Below are 18,859 nucleotides of genomic sequence, written 5' to 3'. Positions count from 1 at the left end.
TCTGCCAGAGCGCCGACGTAAATTCAGCTCACAGAGCGCGCAGGGCGGCCAGGTCGCTGAGTGCTGGTAGCCTTGGTCGCTACCGGTGCCTCGGAGGGCGCCAATACGGGGCGCCCTAAAATCAGGTCAGCAGCCCGCTCCGCCACCATAATGGTGGGCGCATTCAGGTTGCCGTTGGGAATGGTTGGAAAGATGGAGGAATCTACAACTCTCAAACCCTGTAAACCGTGTACACGGGTTTCCGGGTCTACCACTGCCATTGGATCAGTGCCCATCTTGCAGGAGCAGGATGGGTGGTAAGCACTCTCGACGGATTCCCGTACGAAAGCGTCAATTTGTTCATCAGTCTGGATATCGGTGCCGGGCTGGATTTCATCGCCTCGGTACTCGTCGAACGCCGGCTGATTGATAATCTCGCGAGTCAGTCGCACACAAGCACGGAAACCCTCGATATCCTCTTTCTCCTGTAAATAATTAAACAGGATGGAAGGGGATTGCTTGGGATCACTGCTCACCACTTTGACCCTGCCGCGACTCTTGGGCTTGTTGTGCCCGATATGTACCTGGAAGCCGTGGCCATCGAAAGCTTCGCGGCCGTCATAGCGCATGGCTGCCGGCAGGAAGTGATATTGCAGGTCCGGCCACTCCACGTTTTCCTTGGAGCGAATAAAACCGCAGGACTCGAAATGGTTGGTGGCTCCGAGACCATCCTTCTTCAGTATCCAACGAGCGCCGATCAGGAATTTATTCCAGGGGTCGAGCTTGCCATTCAGGGAAATCGGCTGGTTACAGCGGAACTGGAAATAGAATTCCAGGTGGTCCTGCAAGTTTTGGCCGACGCCGGGGAGTTCGTGTTGGAGTTCGATACCGGCTTCTGCCAGTGTGTCGGGATCTCCGATTCCGGAGAGCTGAAGAAGGTGAGGGGAGCCGATGGGACCTGCGCTGAGGATGACTTCCCGTCGCGCTATGAATTCCAGGATCTTTCCCTTGCGTTCAAGTTTGATTCCGACCGCCCGTTTACCTTCCAGAATCACCTTATGCACAGTGGCGTGGGTCAATACTGTCAAATTGGAGCGCTGCATGGCCGGCTTCAGGTAGGCGTTGGCGGTAGACCAGCGCTTTCCATCTTTTACCGTCATATGCATGGGACCAAAGCCCTCTTGCTGCTCACCGTTGTAATCTGCGGTGTAGTCGTAGCCAGCTTCTTTGCCAGCTTCGATAAAGGCTCCATAAAGGGGGTTGGCCATTTCATTGCCGTTATTGACCCCCAGAGGACCGTCGTCGCCACGGTAATCGTCACCGCCGAAAGCCCAGGTCTCAGAGCGTTTGAAGTAGGGCAGACAGTGCGCGTAGTCCCAGCCTTCGGCGCCGTGCTGTGCCCACTCATCAAAGTCTTTGGCGTGCCCGCGCACGTAAACCATCCCGTTAATCGAGGATGAACCCCCGAGCACCTTGCCTCTGGGGCAATGCATGCTGCGGTTGTCCAGGTACGGCTCTGGCTCAGTCATAAACTGCCAGGCGTACTTGTCGGTATTCATCGGAATGGATAGTGCGGTGGGCATCTGGATAAAGATACTGCGATCGCTACCGCCGGTTTCTACCAGGAGGACTTTTTTATCTTCCTGGGCAGACAGGCGGTTAGCCAGAACGCAGCCGGCAGACCCGGCGCCGACAATGATATAGTCAAACTCACTCATACAGGGTACCGCTTAAAATGGACTTTCCAGTGGTGCCAGGCCCACATACACCGCTTTTAGCTGGGTGTAGTGATTCAGGGTCGCAAGTCCATTTTCGCGTCCGATTCCGGACAATTTGTATCCGCCCACCGGCATTTCTGCCGGCGAAGCACCGTAGGCATTGATCCAGCAGATACCCGCTTGCATCTGGTGGATCACACGGTGGGCGCGAGTGATATCACGGGTAAATACGCCGGCGGCGAGGCCCAAACGGGTATCGTTAGCGCGACGGATCACTTCGTCTTCATCATCAAAAACCAGTACCGACATTACCGGGCCGAAGATCTCTTCGCGGCAGATGGTCATATCGTCATGACAGTCGGTGAATACGGTGGGAGCAACGAAGTAACCGTTAGGTGAATTCTCCGGGGAGAGGGTGTGGCCGCCGCAGAACAAAGTCGCGCCTTCCTCTTTACCCTTGCTGATGTAGTCCATCACCAGTTGCTGGTGCTTGGCAGAAATCAGCGCGCCAAAGTTGGTGTCCGGATTCATCGGATCACCGGCAATAATGTTTTGCTCAACACGCTCTTTCAGGCGAGCGAGGAACTGATCGTGGATGCTGCGGTGTACAAATACCCGGGTACCGTTGGTGCAGATTTCACCCTGGGTGTAGAAGTTGCCCAGCATGGCAGCAGAAACAGCTTGCTCCAGGTCGGCATCATCAAAGATCACCAGCGGGGACTTACCTCCTAGCTCCATGGTGACTTCTTTCAGGTTGGAAGCCGCTGCGGCCATTACTTTCTTGCCGGTACCCACTTCGCCGGTAAAGGAAACCTTGGCGATATCCGGGTGGTTAGTCAGCCAGGCACCCACGGCGCCATCGCCCTGGATTACATTGAAGACACCGGGGGGCATGCCCGCTTCAATAAAGATTTCAGCCAACTTCAAAGCGCCTTTGGGGGTCTCTTCGGAAGGCTTGAAGATCATGGCGTTACCGCAGGCCAGGGCCGGGGCGGCTTTCCAGCAGGCGATTTGTAAGGGGTAGTTCCAGGCACCGATTCCGGCGCAGATGCCCAGGGGCTCGCGGCGGGTGTAATAGAAGTCATCACCGACTTGCTGCTGATTGCCCTCAATGCCTGCGGCCAAGCCGGCAAAGAATTCGATGGAGTCGGCCCCAGTCACCACGTCGACAACACTGGCTTCCTGCCAGGGCTTGCCGGTATCAGCCACTTCGATAGCTGCCAGTTCGTCGTTGCGCTCGCGCAACAGTGCTACTGCTTTCAGCAGGATGCGACCGCGTTCGACCGGCATCATCGCTGACCACTGGGCAAAACCACGCTTGGCGCTCTCGATGGTTTCTGCGAGTACCTTTTCGTCGGCAACCTCAACCTGATAGCTGACCTCGTTGGTAGCCGGGTTATATACATCAAAGCACTCGCCGCTCTCATTCGACAGATAGCGGCCGTCTACGAAATTCCGTTGTTTGTCCAGTGACATCTGTCTCTCCATACTGCTTTAACAGAGGGTCAGTCGGTTATTTGTTATCGATGGGGCAAGGCGGAAAACGGTAAATGGCCGCCCCGTGAACCTTTAGTCATCGCAAAAAAATGGGCCGGTCTGACGTAGACATTTGTCCCAAGTCGTCAGGCTCCAGCCCTGGCCCGACGGTCAAATATCGGGCGATATGGCACAAAATGTAACATATTTTTAATTTGAACTCTAATTGTTGGTGTTCTAAGTAATTGCGAGAGGGTGTTGAATCCCGCTCTATTTTCCCGGAATAGCCGCTTATATGTGGTTTTTTCACTCTAAATAATCCACATGGGTAGACTGAAAATCTTATTTGAACTCTATGAAAGTTCTGTCTGATTTTTAGCCACATTTTCAGAGTAAGGTCTATGATAAGCCTGGCTTTGAAGAGAGCTTATTTGACGAAGTAGGGCACAGCGAGGGATAAATCTAGCGGTCTGGAAGTTCCAACTAGCAAGGGCTGAAGAAGTGCTTAGCGATCCTCAAATGCACCTATATAATCCCAGCTCAACCCGCCGAGGCACTTGATTGAGAGGTAGTTTTGAACAGTATTGAACAGGTGTTAGTCGCGCTACGACGTGTAATAAGAGCAACCGACTTGCACTCCAAACATCTTGCCAAGACTACCGGGCTGACAGCCCCACAGGTGCTACTGCTACAAACCATTCGCAATAAGGGCGAAGTGACAATTGGTGAGCTTGCTAATGAAGTGAGCCTTAGTCAGGCGACAGTGACCAATATATTGGATCGCCTGGAAAAAAGAGGCTTCGTTTACCGCCAGCGTTCCCAGTCGGATAAACGTAAGGTTCATGCCTATCTCACCGAGCAGGCCGCTGAAACTTTGCGAGACGCCCCAATCCCCCTACAAGACCAGTTTACTCGACAGTTTGGTGACCTGAAGGATTGGGAGCAAAGCATGATCATCGCATCATTGCAGCGAGTTGCCCAGATGATGGACGCTCAGCATATCGATGCATCCCCCGTACTGGATATTGGTGTTTTAGATCGCCAGGGAGCCGCTATGGACAAGCCAGGCTCAGCTCTGGGATATACTGAAGCTCCTGATGCAGGGGGAAAAACACAGTCAGAATCTGTTTAGCACACCCTGAGTAACTAAACCCCGAGTAACTAAGCCCTTCCATTTATAGATAACAGCAATCGGTTCGTACAACCGATTGTTGAGACTGCCCAATTAAAAAATTGTCTAAGCTTGCATCAATTGGCTCTTAAAGTTGATTGGGACGCGTTTGTATCGGCAGCTGTCTCAATCCCATTTGATGGCAAGTGGTGAGTATGGACGTATTAATTATAGGTGCGGGTCCCACCGGGTTAACAGCTGCGACAGCTTTGGCCTCCAAGGGAATCACTTGTCGTGTTGTAGAGCGTAAAAGTGAGCCCTCAGAGTTGTCTCGTGCCGTTGGCATAATGCCGGTAACGATTGATGCTTTGAAATCCCTGGGAGTTGCAGATGCGTTTCTGGCAGAAGCCATGCCATTGCGAAAGATCCATGTCCTGCGCGATGAGAAGACTCTGGTTTATCTGGATAATAGTGGAAACGAATATAGAGACCGGGTTCCGCTGGGGCTGCCTCAGAATCGAACGGAGGGTATTTTAAGGGATGCCTTGATGGATAAAGGTGTACAGGTGGAATATGATCTTTCCGTAACGAAAATCTCTACCAGTGCAGACAAAGCAGAAGCGCATTTTTCAGATAATACCAGCGGTGAGTTCGACTGGGTTATTGCGGCAGATGGTATCCAATCTACCGTCCGGGAGCAGCTACAGATCGGATACCCTGGAATAGATCTACCAGGAAAGTGGTCTATTGCGGATGTAGATATTGTTGGAGATTTTGATTCCGAGGAGATTACTCTTGATCTCTATGGTAGAGATTGCCAATTTACATTAATCCTGCCAATTGAGAAGTATCGTGCCCGTATTGCCTCATCAACTGAGGACGCTCTGGGAAATATGCGATTACCGCTGAATATTGGCAGTGTCCGGCGCACCGGAACCTTTCAAATTTCTATCAGGCAGGCGGAAACCTATCGTAAAAACCGCGTTCTATTGGCTGGCGATGCTGCCCACTGCCATTCTCCAGTAGGCGGGAAAGGGATGAACCTGGGTATGGCAGATGCTATTGCTGCCGCAATGTCTATAGTCTATGGAAATGTTGATCAATATTCTTATACGCGTCGTAAGGTGGGCGCTTCTGTTGTTAAGAAAACAGAAATCGCAAGATACCTGATATCCTCTGAGAACCCGCTGGCAAAATCTTTATTTTGGTTCTCCGCCAAATGCATATCATCTATACCTCCTCTCCATCGCGCATTTATGAAGCAGTGGACTTCAGTTTAAGTAGCAGTTCTCTGATTGTGCGAAAGTTAAGTAAATATGCCAGCCAGCCTTAAGATTTGCTGAAAAAAATTTTAAATTTTGCCTGTTTGGGTTGCCAACTTTTGTGAAGGCCGCTAAAGATCAACCTATACACAATTTAATATGCTAAGTGCATCAGGAACTGCCCATATCAATAATCAGCAAAAATAGGTATTGGGCTCGTATTCAGGTAAACAATTCTTAACGATGAACTTGCTTTGGAAGTGACGCTGGTTACGAAATGTTCACTTGTGATGGATACAATGCTCACAAGGATTTGCAACTAATAATAATTAAGGTATCAACTCATGACAATTACGCGAGATAAGTGCAGACATTTTTCAACTTCGCCAGCCTTTCGGACCTGCTTCGTACTTTGTAGTGCGATTCTGTCACAGTCCGTTTGGGCCAAAGAAGAAGTTGAACAGTCCCCAAGGCAGGCTGAAGCCGGCTATTCGCTGGGGATTGGTGCCTTTAGTTCAGAGTCTATCTACGTAGGGGGCGAGAACCAAAATCGCATATTTCCTTTGCTTTCCGCCCATTATAAACGTTTTTATTTCCAGGGCTTTGAGCTAGGAGCTAATTTGTATCGCAATCATGGAATTAATGTGAAATTCGGAGTTGGGGGCGACTTTGTAGGCGATAAAGACCGCGGTGATAGTGATGAACTCGCTGATATGGAGGAGTTGGATATCTCTATCCTTGCGCGTTTGTCTATGGAGTACCGCGTCTCAGTGGGACTTTGGAAGGTGGGATTGTCTCAGGATATTAGCGGTATCCACGACGGATACAGTCTATCTGCTGGCTACAGCCTGCCTTATAAGCATGGAAATTGGATTATCAAGCCTGAATTAAATGCCAGTTGGCAGAGTGAGAAGACCTTGGATTATTACTATGGCGTGAATATCGATGAAGCCACTTTAAATAGGGCTGCATATAAAGCGGATGCCGGCATTGTCTCTAAATTAGGCTTGCAAGTCGGCTATGGCTTTACTCCCAGATTGATGCTATTGGGGAGAGTTCAACATGCTTGGTATGGTGATGAGATTAGTAATAGCCCTATAGTGGCAGTGAACAGTGCGAGCCAGGTTTCACTTATGTTGAACTACTGGTTTTAGGCATACTCTTCCGGGGCATATTAGTGCTGTCTAACTAACCACCTCTTTGAAGGAGGGGCAGATTCTGATTATACGGCCGCTAATACTTCCTGCAAATTTGCTGGTGTTTTACCCTGCAATATCTTCTCTAAATCAATCTGGTTGATATATGTCATCTATGCTGAAGCAATTGCTGCTTGTCAACGAACGGAGTTAAGGAATAATGGAGCCGGGTGCTTCGCACCTGCTGTACTCACCATTGAATATGGAGTTGTGCCAATGGCAAAAAACAGAACGGTTCATGAAGCTGCATTTCGTTTGAGCTATGACTTAAGCTTGCAGATAGCCCCGGAACTTGGCCGCCTGAGCATGAAGCTTGCTCCCCAACAACTGAGGGCCATGCGGCAAATTTGGACTAAGGAAGAGTCCACCCTGGCTGAACTGAGTGCTACGCTGAAACGCGACAAAGGACAGGTCACCCGACTTGTAGATGAACTTTGTAGTCTGGATATGGTAAAGAGAGTACCCAACCCTAATGATGGTCGCAGTAAGTTGCTAAAACTTACCAAGAAAGGTTACAAATTCTTCGAAACCATAGAAGAAATAGAAGCTGAATTCTCACAGCAATTAACTAAAGGTATTAGCAAGGAAGACTTGAAAGTATTCTTCTCAGTAGCTGATCAACTTTCAGAAAATTTATGCAATGTGGGTTAAGCATGTTATTTGTTCTTACAGAAGACTTGCTTGATTGTGGGGTTGAGTGTCGCTCCAAATAGCGGGATTTCTAAAAAAGAGCGTCACAATTGCGACGCTCACTATGTAAAAAGTGTTTGTATATTGCTTAATAACATATACTTAAGAAATCATGCTTGTCAGTCTCATTTATCAGTCAGTCGGAACGCCACGTGACCGCCATCCATTGATCTATTCTTACATCTTTCTCTTGGTGAGTTCACAGGTGAGGTGGCTGCCTGCATCGCTGGTTTTCAAGCTTTGCTTGAAACTCTTGGTGTAGAAAGGCCAGGTCGGCTCGTCATTTTTACCTAAGAGAGTTTCAAGAAAGCTGAAGTTTGAATCCTGCTCTCTCGAACTCAGCGGATAAGGAATAGGTCTTTTTTTATCTCCTAAAGTTCTGCCATACATTTTCATAGGGCGCATCATGTCGTAGTCCTCATGGGACAGCAAATGACAATGCCACACATACTCTCCGTTAGTACAATCGATTCCCGTACAGTCAAAATTTGCTTTGATCCGAGTAACATAGCCAGGAAGAGTGATGACAGTGTCTTTACGGCCGGACTCATTGGGTTGGGGCAGCACCTCGTCCCCCGTAAGCTTGAATGTTAATGGGTTGATAATCGCGCCAGTAATCAATTGTCCGAAAGGATCAGAGGGGTCCACTTGCGGCCTATCAATCAGCTCGTAAAGAGCTTGCTGCCGGTTCAGTATATCGAACTCTACGAGATGTACATGAATCGGATGTGCTGCGCGAGTAGTATTGTGGAACTCCCAGATTTCTGTTGTACCTACCTGGACGATCTCTGTTAGCGGATCCTGAAAAGAGAGGCTGCCAAATTCAAAAGTACCTAGCATAAGCAAGCTGCGGCCGTGATCTAATGTGTCCCCCTCGTTGTCCGAAACTCGAAATAGAGATAGTCTCCGGCGCCGGTCGACTACTTGAGGCAGGATTGGCGGGTTGCCTAGTTGAGTATCAGCGGATAGGTTTAAATTCCCTATGCAGTTAGGCTTACAGTCTTCTTCAAAAGAACGGTCTCTCTGATCAAGATCATTCCCTACATCGAAGCGCAAGATATCCCTGGCAACCTCTGTAGGCGGAGCTATTTCATCGTCTTTCCTAAGCAAGAACCAGCTTTCATCTTTCTTAAAGACCAGCAGTTCGGTCTGGCCGTTTGGAGCTGGCAATTCGGGATTAAAATACCCCTTAAACATGCTGTCAGCCCCCTCATTGCGCAAGAAAACACGACTGCCTTTATAAGGCGAAAAATCCACCAAAATATCATACCGCTCAGCTGGAGACATCACCAGTTGATCGACCTTGGTAGGGTGCTCTAATAACCCTCCATCAGACCCAATTACATAAAATTCCACCGCATCATTGGATTCAGTTTCAAACTTAAACACATAGGTTCGCGTATCTGATGCGTTAAGCAAGCGAAGTCGGTATACCGTAGGGCTTACCTGGTGCTTCGGCCATACCTTCCCATTTACCAAGATAATATTGCCAAAGAATTCATCGAGAATCGTTGGGTTGGGCCATTCCGGCCGTATGTCAACATTGGGAAACGGTGATAAGGGTTCACCATGTACCCCTGGGTAGTAGAGTTGTCCGTCAGTGCTAAACAGTTTGTCCTGCACCATAATTGGGATAGTATGTTTATCATCTGGAAGCCTTCCTTCGGCAATCAACTCCTGTTCATTGTCATCTGTAATTAGATAGAAGCCAGCAGTACCCGCATAATTATTGAGTCGGGTGAGCCCAACTGTGTGATCGTGATACCATAATGTTGTGGCATCCTGAGTATTCGAATAATTGTAGCGGAAGTTATCAAGATCAAATGTTTTCCCTGTAAATGCAAAATTCTTTGTGTACCAAGCTTCAGGATGACCATCACTGCGAGGTTCTGTATGCCCACCATGTAGATGAATTACAATGGGGCGCGCATCAGGATCTTTCCGGACTACATATGGAACATGTATGGAAGTGTCAACAGGGAATAAGTGGGGTCCTTGCAATTTATTATCGAAGGCAACAGAAATAGGGTAACCTTCTTTCGCTAGAAATGTTGGGCCAGGGGAATGTACCTCACTTTCTCCCTCCAATCTGAAACCGTAGACTGTTGCCTTGGGGAACACCTGATTGGAGCCATCACAATATTTTAGCCCCAAATCAGCCTGAGTCTTTTCAACGGTAAGGTTGACTCTATTGAAAGGCGGTATAGCGTCACGAACATCAATAGTGGCTGGGATTGGTAGATCATTCTCAAATTTGCAAACTTTTTCGGCTTTTACCAGCTTAGTCTGGAAATAAGTGACTTCGTTACTCGTATCGCCGTCACTCTCATCCACATTCGCAGCCCCGAGACTACTGACCAAGAGTGAGCAGGCCCCAGCAGCTACCATCAGTAAACGTATATTTCCTTGTCTCATGAATTGCCTCTCAATATCCATATTCTATGTACAATGTTGGCGCCGGTGTTTAATGCGTTGTTCCCTTAATTACCTATAAGGCCCTTTGTTTTTCATGTGCAGGTAAGACCTGACGAATTAACTTCGTCTATTTTCGACTCTGACGTATCCATGGTTCAAATTGGTGATCTTTATGGTTCTCAGGTTTATGAATAACACTAGCAGTAGAAATTCTAAATCTGAAATTTTCTTTAAAAGAAAAGAAAAAAATTAAGTAATTTCACCTAATTTGTCACCCTATAATATGTCATTAAAAAATTCGCATCATTAATCCAGATGCATGTCAGTATTGCTAATTTCTAGCGGTTGAAAAAGGCCGCCTCTTTACAGCTATTTAGGCGGCCTTTGTCAGGTCAGTTTTTCTGCAGTTAGACCGCTAGTGCTGCAAAAGATACTGTTCGGTCCATACCTGCCAAGTACTTTTGGGGGCTTAATTCACCGCCGCTGACAAATAGCTCCAGTTTTTTGATCAACTCTGTTTCACTCAGTTTTTCGGTGCCTTTTACACCATCTGCAAGCACAATACGGCTACCAGAGGGCGGCATCAGGCGATCTAGAGCAAGATTATACTTTTTGAGTGCACCTAGAACACCATCCTGAGTGAAATAGCTGCCCTTACCAGAAAACTGGATGCCAGCTCGTAACGTTTCTAATTTTCCTGATGAGCTTTCAGGATTAGAAAGAATTGATTCTGCAACTTTGCCAATGCCTGGAGCGCCAATTACTCTAAGTCTCCCGCCATTTTTTAGCATCTTACGTACCCACAAGAGTACCTCGTCACGGATGAAGGCTTCAAAAATGAGCCCATCAAGCCAGACCGCATCATACAACTCTAATTTACTTGGGGCAGCTACGAGAAGTTGCTGCTCGAGACGAGTGAATTTGTAATTACTAAATTGAAATGCTTTTAACACATCCTCAGCGATAACACACTGGCCTCGTCGTGGGCTTAGGATATGTACCGATTCATTGACTTCTGCGAGAAAGGGGGCCCAGACTGCAGGGACTCTTGCAAGCATCAACACTTTACCAATGTTATGGAATCCATGTTGAAAGACTGAGTACCTGTAATAATCAATCCCCTTTGTGTATGGTGAAATTGGCCTTTGATCGGGCAATGAACTTTTGATGCTCCAATCAGGTAGTGGAGACTTTACAGAGTCAAGTTTGCCACATAGCTCTACACCAGATACTTTGGCTACAATCTCATAATACTTTTTTTGGCTTTTCAGCATTATTGAACGTTTTTCTTTGTCGTTCTTTAAATGCCTTTTATCAGTTGACTTGCATAATGTGCAAAAAGGTACCTCCTCAGGTGTACCCATTGTTTCTCGCAGATGCTGCATATAAGGGTGATTCCACATGTTTTTTTCGCTATGGAAGTCCTTGGCGTTGGTCCATTTAAATTTTGGTAATTTCCGGAAAAAGTTACAGCAGACTTGAGTACGTTCAAAGATATCTATCTTGAGAGCTCTCCATGGGGCCCAGCAGATAGGAATTAGGTTTTGGTTCTCAAAAACAGACCACTCGTAGCTGTAGGACACACCATCACCAGTCTCCGCCATAGCCTCCAGGTCACTGTTACTTACCACTACCTTTGCTAGGTTTAAGCCTGTCGCCTGAGGCATGGAGACCATGGCTGGCCTGATTTTGGGTTTACTCGCTCTCAATGCGGCATTGGCAGTATTAACTTTCTTGTCAATCGGTTTCTTGGATAACCTGTTGGTTATTACTAGCGACTTTGGGGTATTGCTCAGCATGCCTGGTACTTTATAACTGCTGGGTGTGATGTGATACTCTCTATCAGTAGCTACGATTGAGGGGTTATTCTGCTGTGGACATACTCTATCGCCTTCTGCCGCACCAAGCAGTTTCTTCAAACTAGGAAGAGCTTTTGAAAGTGCAATGCCGTGGATAGCGCACTCTTGTTCAAGCTGCCGGAAAACATAATCTGCCCTATGAGGAATCTTGAAAATACTGGCTTCCTCAGTCAGCAATTGGTTGCGGCCATACTGGGGTGGCGGAACCATTGGATTAACGTTCAAATCCTTGAAGCCAAACCTGCGTAGCAAAGCTGGTAATTCCGGAAGTTCATCAAGGTTGCCGCTATGAACAACATATCCAGCCCTTAGCCATGGGCGCTCTCTGCCGTGTCGTTGCTTTAAGTCATTAAGTCGATCCATATTGTCTACGAACCGCTCCCACTTTAATGGGGCCATGGTCCATTCATAAGTTTCCTTGCGCGCGGCATTTACCGATACATAGAGGTATGAAAAATACTGCGCGACAATATCTGCCACCTCTGGACGCATAATTGAGCCATTAGTGACAGACCCTAGAGACAAATATGGTGCAGTTTCCCTAAGCTGTTCCAGTATCTCCAGAATTTTTGGGTGGGCAAAAGGTTCACCAAGTCCTCCGCCATTGGGCCTGAAAGCACGACAAAATTTAAGCCAGTTGGCTTTTTGAAATTGATCAAATGACAGTTTCTGATTTGATACCCGTTCAGGCAGGTATGCACAAAAGTTGCACCGGGCGTTACAGATGTCAGTAATGCTCGCACTGATACTGATTGGAAATGATGAAACTTTTCCAATACCCAGTGCAGTTTCCCAGGCCGCAAGTATCTGGTTGGCTTCAATCAATTCAAAACTTGCTTTGGCATCCTCGGCCACAGCGTCCTCAATAAAGCTCTTCCAATCTTCGTAATTTCCCCTCAAGGGTGGAAAATTGCCATAAGTTCTGGTCCGAATATCTTTATTGATGGCATGAAATCGTTTAATAAAAGGATCAGTTGAGTTGTAATCACCTAAGTTGCTAAATTGCGCCCTAGAAAAAATTCCGCCTTTCATTGATATCGAACTCCTTACAAAAAAAATCTAGTGTTCGAATTTTGATCATAGCCTCTGTGTAGTGGCCGGGTCTTTGTCGGATAAAGTGCCGCTTGTGTTTATTAACTATTCTTGGGAGGTTAGATTTAGCGCTTTCAATGGAGATGTTTGTAGCGCCTGCTCTGGTCAAACGGAATGATCGGGATATAGCCGCCCAAATATGGAGCGCGCCCTTACTTTTGAGGGAGTATGAGGAAGAAATTGGCTACAAGAAGGCCAGTATTAGTGAACAGATCGGCTTCTACTATTGAAGAATCAAATTGTCTTGTGTTTAAGACTCTGTCTATAAGAGCCAGGAGAAATGCTCTCCCAGCGCCGGAATGCTTTACCGAAGGCACTTTCATCGGAGTATCCTAGGGTCGAGGCAATTTCGACAATTGTTTTTTCCCCTTCTTTAAGCCATTGTTTCGCATAGTGACTACGCACTTCATCCTGAAGAGCACGAAAGCTGATCTGTTCTTCCTGCAGCTTACGACCCAAATGTCTAGGGCTTAGGCAAAGATGCTTGGCGACTTTCTCACGTGTTAAACCCGGGGCCTGCTGAAGTAAAAGTGTTACCTTTCGGTGTAGGGTCTTTGCGGCAAACGTCTGTAAGAGAACATCTGCTTTGGGTTTTAAGCAGGCCACGACTTCTTTATTCGCCGCGATTAACGGTAGAGCTAAGTCTTTAGCTGTGAATTGAATCGCTGATACCTTGGCATTGAACTCAAGTGGTAGTTGTAAAAGTTCCTGATAACATTGCTGTAGGGCAAGGCTAGGCGCAGGGTACGAGAGAAGTAGTTTGAGGGGTTGAAACTTTCCGCCAGTCAAGATTCGTGTTTGAGCAATACAAGCAGTGAGCACTGTTTCTACACGGATTTTTGCAAAGCTTAAACAGCTGGGGTGGTAACACAGGTTTACAGCAAATGCATCGCGACGCATTTCAAAGTGACCACCTTCGCCCAGCAACGGGTGGTAGGTAATCAATTGCTCTATCGCCTCTCCCAAATTTTTTTGGGTCATCAGGAGGTAACCCACTAGGCCGATTTGGCTCGCTTGCATGGCAAGCCCAAGCCTTACCCCCAATAAAGGGTCGTGATAACTCTCGATTACCGACTCCCACAACAGGTCCTGCAGGTAAATTGGAATACGTTCTTCCTGGTTTATTTGGGACAGTAAGTTGCTCGCTCCCTCTGGTATGGCGAGACCCAAGCTGGTCAGAGCCTCGAATAAGGCCCTGGTATAGTGAAGGTTTACACTTCTGGTGTCGGTCAAATCCATCAAAAATGTCCCAAATTAACCAGTACATGCCCGATAATGACGATCTGTAATTGATTTGTCACGGTATATTCCTTTTATCTTGGCGCTATAACGAATAAACAGGGAAAGGGAGCTGCCGTGAAACCCTATGCAGTGATTGGTGCCGGTCCTATGGGCCTTTGTACCGTTCGAAATTTACTCAAGCATGGAATTCCTTGTATTGGTTTTGAGCTGCACAGTGATGTCGGGGGGTTATGGGATATCGATAACCCCACCAGCACAATGTATGAGTCGGCGCACCTTATTTCCTCCAAGAAGATGACCGAATTTGCTGAGTTTCCGATGGGGGAGGGCGTCGCTGACTACCCAAGTCACAGGGAGATGCGTGATTACTTCCGATCCTATGCGAGAAAATTTGGTCTTTATGGCCATTACGAGTTCGACACAGAAGTCTTGAGATGTGAACGTAGCGGGCCAAACTGGCTGATTACCACTCGTAGAAAATGGCAAGAAAGAACTCGGGAGTTTAGCGGACTACTCATTGCCAGCGGAACTTTGCACCACCCCAACCAGCCTGAACTTCCGGGCCAATTTGCTGGAGAGTTACTACATTCTGCGCAATATCAGTCCTCTGAAATCTTTGCCGGGAAAAAAGTCCTGTTGATTGGCTGTGGTAACAGTGGGGCGGATATTGCTGTAGACGCAGCACATAGAGCGAAAAGCGTTGATATCAGCCTGCGCCGTGGCTATTACTTTCTGCCGAAGTACATTGCCGGCAAACCTATCGATCAGTTAGGCGGCAAACTACAGTTACCTCTCTTTGTTAAGCGGCGCCTTACAAAGGCGCTGACCCAATTTTCATTGGGTCGCCCATCTCAATACGGCTTGCCAGAGCCTGATTATCAATTCTTTGAATCTCACCCAGTAGTCAACTCCTTGCTCCTGCATCATATTGGCCATGGAGATATCAATCCCAGGCCTGATATCAAATCAGTCAATGAGAATAAGGTGAGATTCGCAGATGGAAGTTGCGGAGCGTATGACCTGATCGTGCAAGCTACCGGTTACAAATTGCATTACCCGTTCTTGGATAGCAGCGAGCTGAACTGGGGTGGTCATGCACCAAGCCTCTATCTGAATGTATTCCATCCGGAGTCCGACAACCTCTTTATGATGGGTATGGTAGAGGCGGCTGGATTGGGATGGGAAGGACGCAATAAGCAAGCGGAACTTGTTGCACTTTTTATTCGTCAGTTAATTTCTGGCGCACCGTCTGCTAGTAGATTTAGGAAAATCATCCAGCAGAGATCGGCAAAACGTGTAAACGGCGGTATACGTTATCTGGAACTTGAGCGCATGGCGTATTATGTACACAAAGACGCCTATTTAAGGGCACTCAGAACACATAAGGCAGATTTACAAAAAGATCTCCTACCACAAGATGAGGTTTTCTGCACAAGCAGGCCAGAAGCAACTTCCTGATAGGAGCCTCAAAATGAACAAGCGGATTTTGATTACTGGGGCGGCGGGATATATAGGTCTCCAGCTTGGGGAGCAGTTGAGTAAGACTTTTCCTGTGACCGGGATTGATATCCGAACTAGAATCGCGAGTTTTCCAATTCTTGCTCATGATATCTGTGATAAAGACCTGGGTAAGATAATTCAGAACGAATCTATAACCCATGTGATTCATCTAGCATCAGTGATGGCTGCGGGACGTGACCACGCTGCTGAATACCGTATAGATGTGGAAGGCACAAGAAATGTATTGGAGGCCTGTCTCTACGCGGGAGTTGAACATATCACTGTAACAAGCAGTGGCGCCGCCTATGGTTATTATCCGGATAATCCACCCAAACTCGAGGAACATCACCCTTTGAGGGGGAACCCTGAATTTGGATACTCCAATAACAAGCGCAAAGTTGAGAAGCTGCTGGCTGAATACCGTGAGCGGTATCCGTATCTCAAGCAACTGGTATTTCGCGTGTCTTCCGTTTTAGGTGCCAACACCAATAATAAGATCAGCGCACTCTTTAGCCGAAAAGTACTTCTGGACCCCGGTGGGCATAATTCCCCCTTTGTCTTTATCTGGGACCAGGATGTGATCCGCGCACTCACGCTTGGTGTGAGTACTGGGAACAGTGGCATATTCAATCTAACCGGTGATGGCAGTCTCAGCCCCAAGGAAATAGGACAAATTCTGTCCAAACCACTGATGAGACCACCAGTATGGCTGATAAAAGCGGTTCTCTGGCTGGGTTACAGCCTCCACCTAACGGATACCCACCCAGACCACGTGGCCTTTTTGCAATACAGGCCGGTACTGGATAATCGCCGTTTAAAAGAAGAGTTGGGGTTTATTCCGGAGAAGACTTCAAAAGAGGTTTTTCACCTGTTTGCAGAAAGGGCACTCGGCATAGTAGCACTCTCCAGTAAAACTCCCTTGTCTGTGGAGGAGAGTTGAGATGGACACAAATCAGTCGGAAAATTTACAGAAGACTTTTGTGATTACAGGGGCTGCCGAAGGCTTGGGTTGGGCGATTACCCTGTGCCTTGCAAAAAAATATAGAGCTGAATTTGTTCTGGTCGATATTTCAGCTGAAAAACTTCGTCAAAGAGAGGCCCAACTCAGGGCTATCGGTGTTCGAGTCAGGATATATACCGTTGACCTATCAAACTGCTTGGCATTAGAGGAGCTGGCTCAATCCTTACGGAATGAGCATTCAAGAGTCGATCTGCTGGTAAACAATGCTGGCATTACACACCGAAGCCTCTCTACACAGACGTCCAGCGCGGTTATTCGCAAGGTGATGGCGGTGAATTACCATGTCCCGGTAGAGCTTACTCAAGGCTTGTTTACGGAGCTAAAAGCGGCATCAGGCTGTGTGGTAAATATCAGTTCAATGGCTGGATGGATGCCGGTATTGGGGCGGGCGGGCTATTGCGCAGCCAAGAGTGCATTGCACCAGTATTTTGAGGTATTCCGTGAGGAAGTGCGGAACGATGGAGTTAGTGTATTAATGGTTTACCCAAGTTTCCTGGCTACAACGATTGAGCAGAACGCTTTAGCTGGAGATGGTGGGCAGGCGCGGCACCAAAGGAGCACCGTGGGAGCGGTGCGTAGCCCTGAGTGGATGGCCAATCAGATTATGACGGCATTGGAAAAGGGCAGGGAGCGTTGGTTTCCAAAAGATATAAGCCTGATTGGAGCCTACTTGTACAGGCTGGCCCCGATGACCTTTCTCAAACAATTAAGAAGGCGTTTTCGTATGGAGCTAGGTAGCACTCCCTAGTGAGAGCTCTCTAGGACACTGAGTGAACTATAGCTAGAGCGGAAAATCTTTAAAATAGGCCATTTATAATACAGTTATTGAGTTATCTGCTTCATTCCTATCCTTAATTTCTATTTTTATAGACACGAGTTAGCTCTAGGTGCTACTATCCTGATAGCTGGTATAAACGCCCAGTTTTTATTTTAGTTCAACTCGTGGTTTTAGTCATAATCCTTCGTTCTGTCTCTTTTAAATTCTCAGTTTTTGCCCGCTCGACCAACAGGTCAACTATGATCAATTTATTTTCTCAGGATATTTATTATGTCTAACACAACGACTGGTACTGTTAAGTGGTTCGATGAAGCCAAAGGTTTTGGCTTCATTGCACAAAAATCCGGCCCCGATGTTTTTGCACACTTCAGCAACATTGCCAGCAGTGGCTTTAAAACATTGCAGGAAGGGCAAGCTGTAGAGTTTACAGTTACCCAGGGTGCCAAGGGCCCTCAGGCAGAAAATATTATTTGCCTCTAAATTTTTAAGTCTTATTGCTTTTTAGTGATGGCTTGTTTATCGCCCTTTCGAGCTTTGCTCGTAAGGGCGATATCGTATACATAGTTTATTCTATTTCTTCAAGTAGCCAATCAAGAAACACACTAACCTGCTTGTTATTTATATTGCGGTCTGGGATTACTGCGCAGTATGAAAGCCCTTCAGCCTTTTGCTTTGTAGCTGCTGCGCTTTTATATGGCACCAACCATTCGTTCTGTAAGGCATTCTGAATCAGTAGGGAGCTGACTAATGCAATCCCCTGGCTCGCTAGTGCGGCTTGTATGACATGATACTCCTGATCATATTGACGAATGGTAAGGTTTTTATTGAAGTCGCCAAGTAAGGATTTCCAACTGAATGGGGTTAAAGATTGGTTGATCCATTTGGTTTCTAATAGCTGTGCCTGCTCGAGGTCGGTTATGTTTGATAAGTAGTTCCGCGTAGCATACATACCCACTGATTCAGTAATAAGCCTTGTGCTATTTTTGGCTTCTGGATCAAATTCACCATAGCGAATAGCTACATCAATGTGTCGGTCGCGCTCAATATCATCTATCTGTTCACCGGTCGAAATGGATATCTCGATACCAGGATGCTTCTGATAAAAGCGCTCCAGGTGGGGAACCAGCCACAGTGCAGCAAAAGATGAAGTTGTACTGACAGCAATCACACTATTTGAGTTAGCGATTTCACCTATTGCTGCGGCAAGTTGCTGAAAAACTCGTGAAGTTGTTTCTGCGAGTAGCCTTCCTTCTTCTGTTAATTGTATTGCGCGGGTTTTACGCTCAAACAGCTGGCTGTCTAGCGTTTCTTCCAGGCTTTTTATCTGATGGGATACTGCTGTAGGAGTGATAAAGAGTTCCTCTGCAGCTTTCTTGAAGCTACCGAGCCTCGCAGCTGCATCAAAAACCTTTAAGGAATTGAGGGAGGGTAGGCTTGGATACATGGACTACTCTTCCTTATAGATGAAACTAATTCATCTATAAGGAAAAATATCTCATTTGTCAAGAATGCTTGTAGAC

At 47.1% G+C, this 18,859-nt stretch carries 14 protein-coding genes; 8 read left to right on the top strand and 6 right to left on the bottom strand.

Going from position 1 to position 18,859, the window contains the following annotated elements; genetic code table 11:
• Positions 1–23: 23 nt before the first annotated feature.
• Entirely contained in the window at positions 24–1,697 is a 1,674-nt protein-coding gene (gene betA / locus ABWV76_RS13255) for a choline dehydrogenase (RefSeq protein ID WP_353376199.1), read from the bottom strand.
• Positions 1,698–1,709: 12 nt separating this feature from the next.
• Positions 1,710–3,173 carry a betaine-aldehyde dehydrogenase gene (gene betB, locus ABWV76_RS13250; protein ID WP_353376198.1) on the bottom strand — a complete coding sequence of 488 codons (1,464 nt, stop codon included), beginning with the start codon at positions 3,171–3,173 and terminating at the stop codon, positions 1,710–1,712.
• Positions 3,174–3,747: 574 nt separating this feature from the next.
• On the opposite strand from betB, the gene ABWV76_RS13245 reads away from it, so the two are divergent.
• From ABWV76_RS13245 to ABWV76_RS13230, 4 genes are all read left to right on the top strand, one after another.
• Positions 3,748–4,305: a MarR family winged helix-turn-helix transcriptional regulator gene (locus ABWV76_RS13245; protein ID WP_353376197.1), complete on the top strand. Its 558-nt coding sequence runs from the start codon at positions 3,748–3,750 to the stop codon at positions 4,303–4,305.
• 194 nt (positions 4,306–4,499) lie between these two features.
• A complete protein-coding gene (locus tag ABWV76_RS13240) occupies positions 4,500–5,564 on the top strand; it encodes an FAD-dependent oxidoreductase (protein WP_353376196.1) in 1,065 nt (354 codons plus the stop codon).
• Positions 5,565–5,890: 326 nt separating this feature from the next.
• A complete protein-coding gene (locus ABWV76_RS13235; RefSeq protein ID WP_353376195.1) occupies positions 5,891–6,700 on the top strand; it encodes a MipA/OmpV family protein in 810 nt (269 codons plus the stop codon).
• 258 nt (positions 6,701–6,958) lie between these two features.
• Positions 6,959–7,393, top strand: coding sequence for a MarR family winged helix-turn-helix transcriptional regulator (locus tag ABWV76_RS13230; protein WP_282953471.1), 435 nt, complete (start codon positions 6,959–6,961; stop codon positions 7,391–7,393).
• A gap of 216 nt (positions 7,394–7,609) precedes the next feature.
• Here the strand turns inward: ABWV76_RS13230 and ABWV76_RS13225 are convergent, their stop codons facing one another.
• The 3 genes from ABWV76_RS13225 to ABWV76_RS13215 form a co-directional block, all read right to left on the bottom strand.
• Positions 7,610–9,847, bottom strand: coding sequence for a multicopper oxidase family protein (locus tag ABWV76_RS13225; protein WP_353376194.1), 2,238 nt, complete (start codon positions 9,845–9,847; stop codon positions 7,610–7,612).
• 407 nt (positions 9,848–10,254) lie between these two features.
• A complete protein-coding gene (locus ABWV76_RS13220) occupies positions 10,255–12,738 on the bottom strand; it encodes a radical SAM protein (protein ID WP_353376193.1) in 2,484 nt (827 codons plus the stop codon).
• Between the two features lie 294 nt (positions 12,739–13,032).
• The gene (locus ABWV76_RS13215; protein WP_353376192.1) at positions 13,033–14,037 is read right to left on the bottom strand and encodes an AraC family transcriptional regulator; all 1,005 of its coding nucleotides are present in this window, start codon (positions 14,035–14,037) and stop codon (positions 13,033–13,035) included.
• A gap of 117 nt (positions 14,038–14,154) precedes the next feature.
• On the opposite strand from ABWV76_RS13215, the gene ABWV76_RS13210 reads away from it, so the two are divergent.
• The 4 genes from ABWV76_RS13210 to ABWV76_RS13195 all read left to right on the top strand — a co-directional run bounded on the left by ABWV76_RS13210 (position 14,155) and on the right by ABWV76_RS13195 (position 17,819).
• Positions 14,155–15,498: a flavin-containing monooxygenase gene (locus tag ABWV76_RS13210; RefSeq protein WP_282953477.1), complete on the top strand. Its 1,344-nt coding sequence runs from the start codon at positions 14,155–14,157 to the stop codon at positions 15,496–15,498.
• Between the two features lie 13 nt (positions 15,499–15,511).
• Positions 15,512–16,480, top strand: coding sequence for an SDR family oxidoreductase (locus ABWV76_RS13205; RefSeq protein WP_020412809.1), 969 nt, complete (start codon positions 15,512–15,514; stop codon positions 16,478–16,480).
• Between the two features lies 1 nt (position 16,481).
• Positions 16,482–17,309, top strand: coding sequence for an SDR family NAD(P)-dependent oxidoreductase (locus tag ABWV76_RS13200; protein WP_020412808.1), 828 nt, complete (start codon positions 16,482–16,484; stop codon positions 17,307–17,309).
• Between the two features lie 300 nt (positions 17,310–17,609).
• On the top strand, positions 17,610–17,819 hold the full coding sequence (locus tag ABWV76_RS13195) for a cold-shock protein (RefSeq protein ID WP_020412807.1): 210 nt from the start codon (positions 17,610–17,612) through the stop codon (positions 17,817–17,819).
• 85 nt (positions 17,820–17,904) lie between these two features.
• Here ABWV76_RS13195 and ABWV76_RS13190 read toward each other — a convergent pair whose 3' ends face one another.
• Complete coding sequence (locus ABWV76_RS13190; protein ID WP_353376191.1) at positions 17,905–18,783, bottom strand: LysR family transcriptional regulator; 879 nt, start codon at positions 18,781–18,783, stop codon at positions 17,905–17,907.
• Positions 18,784–18,859 lie beyond the last annotated feature (76 nt).

Origin of the sequence: Microbulbifer sp. NBRC 101763, from assembly GCF_040371615.1 — a bacterium.
Lineage (GTDB): Bacteria > Pseudomonadota > Gammaproteobacteria > Pseudomonadales > Cellvibrionaceae > Microbulbifer > Microbulbifer variabilis.
This window is presented reverse-complemented; position numbering and strand designations above follow the sequence as displayed.

Coding starts and splice junctions, on each gene's coding strand:
- ABWV76_RS13240 (WP_353376196.1), top strand. CDS start 4,500: ATGGACGTATTAATTATAGGTGCGGGTCCCACCGGGTTAACAGCTGCG.
- betB (WP_353376198.1), bottom strand. CDS start 3,173: ATGTCACTGGACAAACAACGGAATTTCGTAGACGGCCGCTATCTGTCG.
- ABWV76_RS13200 (WP_020412808.1), top strand. CDS start 16,482: ATGGACACAAATCAGTCGGAAAATTTACAGAAGACTTTTGTGATTACA.
- ABWV76_RS13230 (WP_282953471.1), top strand. CDS start 6,959: ATGGCAAAAAACAGAACGGTTCATGAAGCTGCATTTCGTTTGAGCTAT.
- ABWV76_RS13225 (WP_353376194.1), bottom strand. CDS start 9,847: ATGAGACAAGGAAATATACGTTTACTGATGGTAGCTGCTGGGGCCTGC.
- ABWV76_RS13190 (WP_353376191.1), bottom strand. CDS start 18,783: ATGTATCCAAGCCTACCCTCCCTCAATTCCTTAAAGGTTTTTGATGCA.
- betA (WP_353376199.1), bottom strand. CDS start 1,697: ATGAGTGAGTTTGACTATATCATTGTCGGCGCCGGGTCTGCCGGCTGC.
- ABWV76_RS13235 (WP_353376195.1), top strand. CDS start 5,891: ATGACAATTACGCGAGATAAGTGCAGACATTTTTCAACTTCGCCAGCC.
- ABWV76_RS13220 (WP_353376193.1), bottom strand. CDS start 12,738: ATGAAAGGCGGAATTTTTTCTAGGGCGCAATTTAGCAACTTAGGTGAT.
- ABWV76_RS13195 (WP_020412807.1), top strand. CDS start 17,610: ATGTCTAACACAACGACTGGTACTGTTAAGTGGTTCGATGAAGCCAAA.
- ABWV76_RS13205 (WP_020412809.1), top strand. CDS start 15,512: ATGAACAAGCGGATTTTGATTACTGGGGCGGCGGGATATATAGGTCTC.
- ABWV76_RS13215 (WP_353376192.1), bottom strand. CDS start 14,037: ATGGATTTGACCGACACCAGAAGTGTAAACCTTCACTATACCAGGGCC.